Consider the following 7145-nt stretch of genomic DNA (forward strand, 5'->3'; position numbering starts at 1 on the left):
GCCATGTTCCACCATCGTCTCGAGCAGCTTCATCCCGGTCTGCACCTTGCGCACCGAGGCGCCGGGCATGTGATGGGCGCACAGGTTGAGCATGTGTTGAAAGGGCGCCAGCTCGGTCGAGCCGGGATGGCACATGTAGTGCAGATAGAGCAGGCCCCCTGCCGCGAGGCTGCGCGAGGCAATGTCGAGAATGCGCGCTTGCTGCTCGGGTGCGACCCAGGACCACACGCCGTGGCAGGTAACGAAGTCGAAGCCTTGCTGGTCGCGCGCGGCGAAGGACGCGAAGTCGGCATGGACGAACGCGACGTTGGCGATCCCGCTCGCCGCGGCCGCATCCCGGGCGGCGTCGAGGTGCGCCGCGTTGAAGTCCACACCGACGAAGCTTGCCTGCGGATGGCACGCGGCGGCCACCAGCAGGTTGACCCCCTGCCCGCATCCCAGCTCGCACAGCGAGAAGGCGCCGTCCACATCCGGCGGCGTCATGCCCAGGAAGCGTGCCACGGTTGCGAGCCAGAGCGGCTGCATCTCCTTGTAGAAGAACGCCGGGTAACGGGTGTCGGTGACATAGCCGGCCGTCCAGCTCATGCCCGCCTCTGCCTTGAGGTGTTCACCATGTGACGATGGTCGTGCAACAGATTGTCCCCCGGCGTCGCGGTCCACCGCCGATAGATCGACGTCGAAAGGCTTGATCGCACCGCCCCAGCTGCGAATGGCTCTCAATAGTTGCCGATGCGCCATGGTTGCAAGGGGTTCGACCAAAGAGACACAGTTCGACAAAGATACAGGAGCCCCCCGTTCGGCGGGATCATGAAGGGCTCTGCCTTCACTTCGCTCCTGCCCCTGAATGCGGCGCACCGCCGACGGAGCACGTCACCCGATCGGGCGACCGAAATCGCGTCGCGTCACCCTCGCCGGAACCGGCGCCAGATCGGCCCGTTCGCTTGCCATGCAGCCCGTCACCCCGCCGCCGGTGAAGAACCCGGTCGATCTGATCACCGCCAAACTCCACATCTTCGCCAACGATTTCTTTTTGCAGCTGCCCAATATCCTGGGCGGCTTGGTTTTCATCGTGATCGGCTGGTTCGCGGGCAAGCTGATCGCGCGGGGGGTGCGCAAGGCCTTTCGCCACAAGGGGCTGGTGGACCTCGGCGGCGTGCTCGCCTCGCTGGTGTTCGGTCTGGTCGTCGCCGCCGCGGTGATGGTCGCGGCCGTGATCGTCTTTCCCAGCGTGAAACCGGTGACGATCATCTCCAGCCTCGGCATCGGCACGGTGGCGATCGGCTTCGCGTTCAAGGACATTTTGCAGAACCTGCTTGCCGGAATCCTGCTTCTCATCAACCGGCCGTATCGTCGGGGCGACCAGATCGTCGTCAAGGATTTCGAAGGCACGGTGGAGCACATCCAGAGCCGCGCCACGCTGATCAAGACCTATGACGGGCGCCGCGTCATCATCCCCAATGCGGACGTCTATACCTCGCCCGTGGTGGTCAACACGGCGTTCGAGCACCGCCGCAGCCAGTTCGACGTCGGGATCGGCTATGGCGACGATCCGGCCGAGGCCTGCCGGATCTTCACGGAAGCGGTGGCCGGGGTGGAGGGCGTCGAGGCGGATCCTGCGCCCGAGGTGCTGCCATGGGGGCTCGACGAAAATTACGTCACGCTGCGCGCACGCTGGTGGACCGATTCCAAGCGCACCAACGTCGTCCACATCCAGGCCAAGGTCATCCTGGCGATCTACCAGGCCGCCAAGGACGCTGCGATCGACCTGCCCTTCCCGACCACGGTGATGCTGTTCCACGATCAGAGCGAGGAAAGCGATGGCGACCGGGCGCGCCAGCGCGAAGGCTGGCCGGCCGGCGCGAAGCCGCCCCGTCCGCGTCGTCTCGCCGCCCGCCCCCGCGCCGATGCTGACGCCGACGCTGACGCCAACGCCGGATGAACGGCGGCGCCCGATGACCAACGCCTTAAGGCTATCGCCGTTCGACGCGGCCGCGATCCTGATCGTGCTCGCCGCCGCGCTTGGCTATCTCAACTTCCGATTTCTGAAGCTGCCTTCCTCGATCGGGCTGACGATCATGGGGGCGGTCGCCTCGCTGATCGTCGTCGCGCTGGATCGCGTGCTGCCCGGATCGGGGCTGGCGCATGACGTGGCCGGGTTCATCGCCGGCATCGATTTTCACACCACGCTGATGGAAGGGATGCTGTCGTTCCTGCTCTTCGCGGGCGCGCTGCACGTCGACTGGCATGAAATGCGGCGCGGGCGCTGGCCGATCCTGGTCCTCAGCACGATTGGCGTGGTTCTATCGACCGTCTTGGTCGGTGGTGGCTTCCTGCTGCTCGCCCGCGTGATCGGCTTCGACGTGCCGGCGATCTGGTGCTTCGTGTTCGGCGCGCTGATCAGCCCGACCGATCCGGTATCGGTGATGGGCGTGCTGAAACGTGCCAAGGTTTCCCCGACGCTGGAGGCGACCGTGGCGGGCGAAAGCCTGTTCAATGACGGCGTTGGCGTGGTGATCTTCTCGATTCTGCTCGCGTCCGCCGTGTCGGGTGCCGACTTCTCGATCCTCGAAGGTGTCCGGCTGTTCGCGGTCGAGGCCGGCGGGGGCATCCTGCTCGGGCTTGCCATCGGCGGAATCGCGTTTCGCGCGATGCGCTCGATCGACGATTACAAGGTGGAGGTGCTGATCAGCCTGGCGGTCGTGATGGGCGGCTATGCCGTCGCGCACCCGCTTCACGCCAGCGGCCCGGTAGCCATGGCGGTCGCCGGCCTCATCATCGGCAATGCCGGCGTGGCACATGCCATGAGCGAGACGACGCGCGATTACCTGCACAAATTCTGGGATCTGGTCGACGACATCCTCAACACCGTCCTGTTCCTGCTGATCGGGCTGGAGGTGGTGACGATCCCCGCGGACCTGCGGCTCCTGATACTGGGCATCGCGGCCATCCCGCTGGCGCTCGCTGCGCGCGCATTGTCGGTGATCCTGCCGCTGCGCGCGATCCGGCCGACCCGCGCCCATGACGTCGTGGTTCCGGCGACATTGATCTGGGGCGGGCTGCGCGGCGGCATCTCGGTGGCACTGGCGCTCGGGTTGCCGGAGGGGCCGGCGCGAGCGCTGATCCTCGCCGCGACCTATGTGGTCGTCCTGTTCTCCGTCATCATCCAGGGCGGCACGATCGAGCGCCTGCTCGATCGCCTTTCCGCACGTGGAACCGCGTCGTGAAGGCGCACCTGCTGCGCATCGCCGACCGGCTGCGCGAAAGCTATTGGTTCGTGCCGACGATCATGGCGGTCGGCGCGCTGCTGCTGGCGCTGACGATGGTATATATCGACAGCCATAGCGGGTCGCACTGGATGGATCGCTTCCCGTGGCTCTACGCCGCCCGGCCGGAGGGGGCGCGCAGTCTGCTCTCCTCGGTCGGCGGCGCGATGATCGGCGTCGCCGGCACCACCTTCTCGGTCACCATGGCGGCGGTGGTCTACGCCTCCGGCCAATATGGCCCGCGGCTGCTCAGCAACTTCATGTCCGATCGCGGCAATCAGGTGACGCTGGGCACGTTCATCGCGACCTTCATCTATTCGCTGCTGGTCGTGCGCACGATCCGCTCGCCGGGGGAGACGGTCGGCGAGGCGGGCTTCGTGCCGCAGCTCGCGGTGCTGGTCGGCGTCATCCTCGTGCTGTGCTCGATCGCCGTCCTGATCTTCTTCATCCACCACGTCCCCAGCCGGATCCACATCAACAGCGTGATCGAGCGGATCGGTGATCGATTGCTCGCCGAGATCGACAATCGCTTCCCGGTGTTCGTCGGCCGACCGCTCGACGAGAGCGCCGACGATGATCGCATCCCGGATGCGTTTCGCCTCGATGCGAGCCCCGCGGCGATCGAGCGGCGCGGGGCGGTGCGGGCGAAGAACAACGGCTATATCCAGCTGATCGACGAGGAAACGCTGCTCGATACCGCGCGCGCCAATGACCTGATCCTGCGCCTGCAATATCAGCCGGGCGACTTCACGCATCGCGGCAGCGTGCTGGTCGAGGCGTGGCCCGCCGAGGCGCTGGACGAGGATGCCAGCTCGGCACTGCGCACCGCCTTCGCGATCGGATCGCGCCGCACCGCGCTGCAGGATCTGCGCTTTCTGATCGACGAGCTGGTTGAGATTGCGGCGCGGGCACTGTCGCCCGGCGTCAACGATCCGTTCACGGCCAATTCCTGCCTCGACTGGCTCGGCGCAGCGCTGGCGGACCTTGCCCGGCGCGACCTGCCGTCGCGGCTTCGCGCCGACGAGGACGGCGTCTTGCGCATCATCGCCCATTCGATGACGTTCGCCGGTTTCGTCGAGCGCGGCTTCGGGGCGCTCGCGCAATATGCCTCGGCCGACAAGATCGCCGGCCAGCATTTCCTTGCGGCGCTCGGCGATGTCGCGCTGAGCTGCGAGGCACCCGAACGGATCGCCACGCTGGTGCTGCAGGCCAAGCAATTCCGTGATCTTGCCGAGCGCGCCTTGTCCGGCGCCAGCCGCGAGGCCGTCCTCACCCGCGCCGACGAACTGCTCCGCGCGCTTGCCGAACCCGATTACAAGCGCCGGCTGCGCGACGGCAATGCATGGCTGGGCGGCACCGCGTGATGCCGTGGCGCTCCGACTTGGTACTATGGTGCCGGCGTGCGGCTGGTTTCCGCTTACATTCTAGTGACTTTCATTCCATGATCCCCGAAACGCGACAAGGCGAGTGAGGGGATGCCGGTGGACGAGGTGACAAGGGCGCGGCTCACCGACGCGCTGCATCGCACCGCCAGGCGCGATCCGCGCGCCTTTCGCCTTGTCTACAAGATGACGGCGGCGAAGCTTTTCGGCATTTGCCTGCGTATCTGCGGCGAACGAAAGGCAGCAGAAGACGTGTTGCAGGACGTCTATCTCACGGTGTGGACCAGGGCCGACGGCTTTGATGTCGCGCGCGGCAGTGCGATCGCCTGGCTGGCGACGATCGCGCGCAACCGCTCGATCGATTGGCGCCGGACCAATGGCCGCCCCCATGCGCCGGTCGAGGCGCTCGACGCGATCGCCGATCCGGCCCCGCTGACGTCCGAGGCGCTGCTGGCGGACGAGCGCGAGCGGTTGCTGCACTTCTGTCTTGGAACGCTGGAGACGAACCAGCGCACAGCGATCCGAACCGCTTTCTTCGAGGGGCTGACCTATGCGGAACTGGCCGAGCGCGTGGCGGTGCCGCTCGGCACGATGAAGAGCTGGGTTCGGCGTGGCCTGATGAAGCTGCGGGAGTGCCTCGATGCCGCTGACGCCTGACGACAGCATCACCGCGGCGGAACTCGCGCTCGGCCTCCTCGAGGGGGAGGAGCGCGCCGCTGCCCTGCGCCGCGTCGCGGCCGAGCCGGAGTTCGCGCAGGAGGTGGACACGTGGCGGACGCGCTTCGCGGCGCTCTACACGAGCTACCCCGAGGTCGAGCCACCCGCGTGGATCGAGGGGCGCTTGATGGCGGCGGCCGACAATGCGCGACCCTGGCGCTGGGCGACCGGCGCGGCTTCGGCGCTCGCCGCGTGCCTTGCGCTGGCGCTCGTTCTGCGTCCCGCGGACGTGCCACCGTCCTCCCCCGGGCCAGCACCACGCCCAGCCGCGCCGGCGCCGATCACCTATGCCGCCGCGATGACGCCCACCGATGACAAGGAGGGCGCGGCGTTCGCGGCCCTGTTCGACGCGGCACGCGGCCAGGTGCGCGTGCCGACCGCGATCGAGGTGCCGACCGGCAAGGTCGCCGAACTGTGGCGCATCGGCGCGGATGGCGTGCCGCATTCGCTGGGCCTGCTGACCGCTACCGGAACCACGGCGATCGCGCTCAGCGCCGCCGATCGCGCCGCGCTCGCCGCCGGTGCGACGCTGGCGATCTCGATCGAGCCGCCCGGCGGCTCACCGAGCCGGCTGCCCACCGGGCCGATCGTGGCAACGGGCGCGCTGACGCGGATCTAATCGGCACAAAGAAGCGCGAAAGTATTACCCTAGCTATTCAGCGCCTTGTAGCAAGTCTCCATAGTAGTAACGCACAAGACTTCGCGACTTTTCATTGCTGGCGCATCCCATGCGAGAAATATTCGTATCTTCCGCGGTCACATGGGAGAGACTGAAATGGCAACGATCAACGGCAGCCGGACGCGTGACGATTCGGCAGGGTACAGCCTCGCCTACCTCAACGGCGTCGCAAGGGATTTCGGCACCGGTTACGACTTTGTGAGGTTCGGCAATCGCGAAGGACTGTTCACGCAGGTTCGCCTGACCTTCACCAGTTCCGAGGTCGGCAACAATGTGGCCAATGATGCCGGCACGCTGGCCAATCAGGATGGCGGGCTCGCGGTGCGCATACAGGGCGAGGATGCGTCCGGCACGCTGACCGGAGGGATCGGCCGCTTCGACGATGAAGGCATCAGCTTCGTTTCGGACGGCACCTTCACCTTCGACGTGCGCGATCTCGTCAGCGGCACCGCGCGCGGCGACCAGTTCGACATCGTGCGCCTTGGCACATCCGGCGCCGATTACTACGCCGAGGGCGGCACGACGGCGAACGTCTACATCAACGGCGGCCAGGGCAATGACGACATCAAGGGCGGCTTGGGCAACGACTTCCTGGTCGGCGGCGCGGGCAATGACACGCTGAACGGTGGCCGCGGCGGCAACGACAGCTTCCTTGGTGGTGGCGGCAACGACACGATCACCGGCGGCGCCGGCGACGACACCGCGATCTTCAACATCTCGACCGACGGGATGGACATGGTCGATCTGGGCAAGGGCAGCGACACGGTGATCGTGTCCGCCGCCGCGGAGACCACCCAGGTGCGCCTGACGTTTACCAGCGCCGAGGTCGGCAACGGCAGCGCGCTCGACGCCGGTACGCTCGCCAATCAGGACGGCGGGCTTGCGGTACGGATGCAGGCGGAGGGCCGCGGCGACGCGCTGGTCGGCCAGGTCAGCCGCTATGACGACGAAGGCGTCACCTTCACCTCCTCCACGCCGACGCTGACCTTTGACGTGCGCGATCTCGTCAGCGGCACCGCGCGTGGCGATCAGTTCGCATCGGTGCACCTGGGCACCAAGGCGGGCGAGATCATCGACTTCAGCACCGCCACGACCGCCACTTAT

Annotated in this window: 7 protein-coding genes; 6 read left to right on the plus strand and 1 reads right to left on the minus strand. The window is 66.9% G+C overall.

What is annotated here, in order from left to right:
* A partial coding sequence (locus tag AX702_RS14325; protein WP_197420618.1) for a class I SAM-dependent methyltransferase occupies positions 1 to 585 on the minus strand: 585 nt, incomplete at its 3' end.
* Between the two features lie 259 nt (positions 586 to 844).
* Between AX702_RS14325 and AX702_RS14330 the strand changes: the two genes are divergently transcribed.
* The 6 genes from AX702_RS14330 to AX702_RS22120 form a co-directional block, all read left to right on the plus strand.
* Positions 845 to 1939, plus strand: a complete 1095-nt coding sequence (locus AX702_RS14330) for a mechanosensitive ion channel family protein (protein WP_197420619.1) — start codon at positions 845 to 847, stop codon at positions 1937 to 1939.
* A 13-nt stretch (positions 1940 to 1952) separates the two neighbouring features.
* Positions 1953 to 3224 carry a cation:proton antiporter gene (locus AX702_RS14335; RefSeq protein ID WP_066780679.1) on the plus strand — a complete coding sequence of 424 codons (1272 nt, stop codon included), beginning with the start codon at positions 1953 to 1955 and terminating at the stop codon, positions 3222 to 3224.
* The gene (locus AX702_RS14340; RefSeq protein WP_066780681.1) at positions 3221 to 4627 is read left to right on the plus strand and encodes a DUF2254 domain-containing protein; all 1407 of its coding nucleotides are present in this window, start codon (positions 3221 to 3223) and stop codon (positions 4625 to 4627) included. The genes AX702_RS14335 and AX702_RS14340 overlap by 4 nt, the downstream gene beginning before the upstream one ends.
* A 111-nt stretch (positions 4628 to 4738) precedes the next feature.
* Positions 4739 to 5302, plus strand: coding sequence for a sigma-70 family RNA polymerase sigma factor (locus AX702_RS14345; RefSeq protein WP_066780683.1), 564 nt, complete (start codon positions 4739 to 4741; stop codon positions 5300 to 5302).
* Positions 5286 to 5981, plus strand: a complete 696-nt coding sequence (locus AX702_RS14350; RefSeq protein WP_082746277.1) for an anti-sigma factor — start codon at positions 5286 to 5288, stop codon at positions 5979 to 5981. The genes AX702_RS14345 and AX702_RS14350 overlap by 17 nt, the downstream gene beginning before the upstream one ends.
* Before the next feature lie 156 nt (positions 5982 to 6137).
* The coding region (locus tag AX702_RS22120) for a calcium-binding protein (RefSeq protein ID WP_443026303.1) at positions 6138 to 7145 on the plus strand (1008 nt) is incomplete at its 3' end.

It is taken from the genome of Sphingomonas sp. CCH5-D11, from assembly GCF_001557395.1.
Taxonomy (GTDB): Bacteria; Pseudomonadota; Alphaproteobacteria; order Sphingomonadales; family Sphingomonadaceae; genus Sphingomonas.

Excerpts from the sequence above, each read along its gene's own strand:
- AX702_RS14330 (WP_197420619.1), top strand. The coding sequence starts at position 845 with ATGCGGCGCACCGCCGACGGAGCACGTCACCCGATCGGGCGACCGAAA.
- AX702_RS14335 (WP_066780679.1), top strand. The coding sequence starts at position 1,953 with ATGACCAACGCCTTAAGGCTATCGCCGTTCGACGCGGCCGCGATCCTG.
- AX702_RS14345 (WP_066780683.1), top strand. The coding sequence starts at position 4,739 with ATGCCGGTGGACGAGGTGACAAGGGCGCGGCTCACCGACGCGCTGCAT.
- AX702_RS14350 (WP_082746277.1), top strand. The coding sequence starts at position 5,286 with ATGCCGCTGACGCCTGACGACAGCATCACCGCGGCGGAACTCGCGCTC.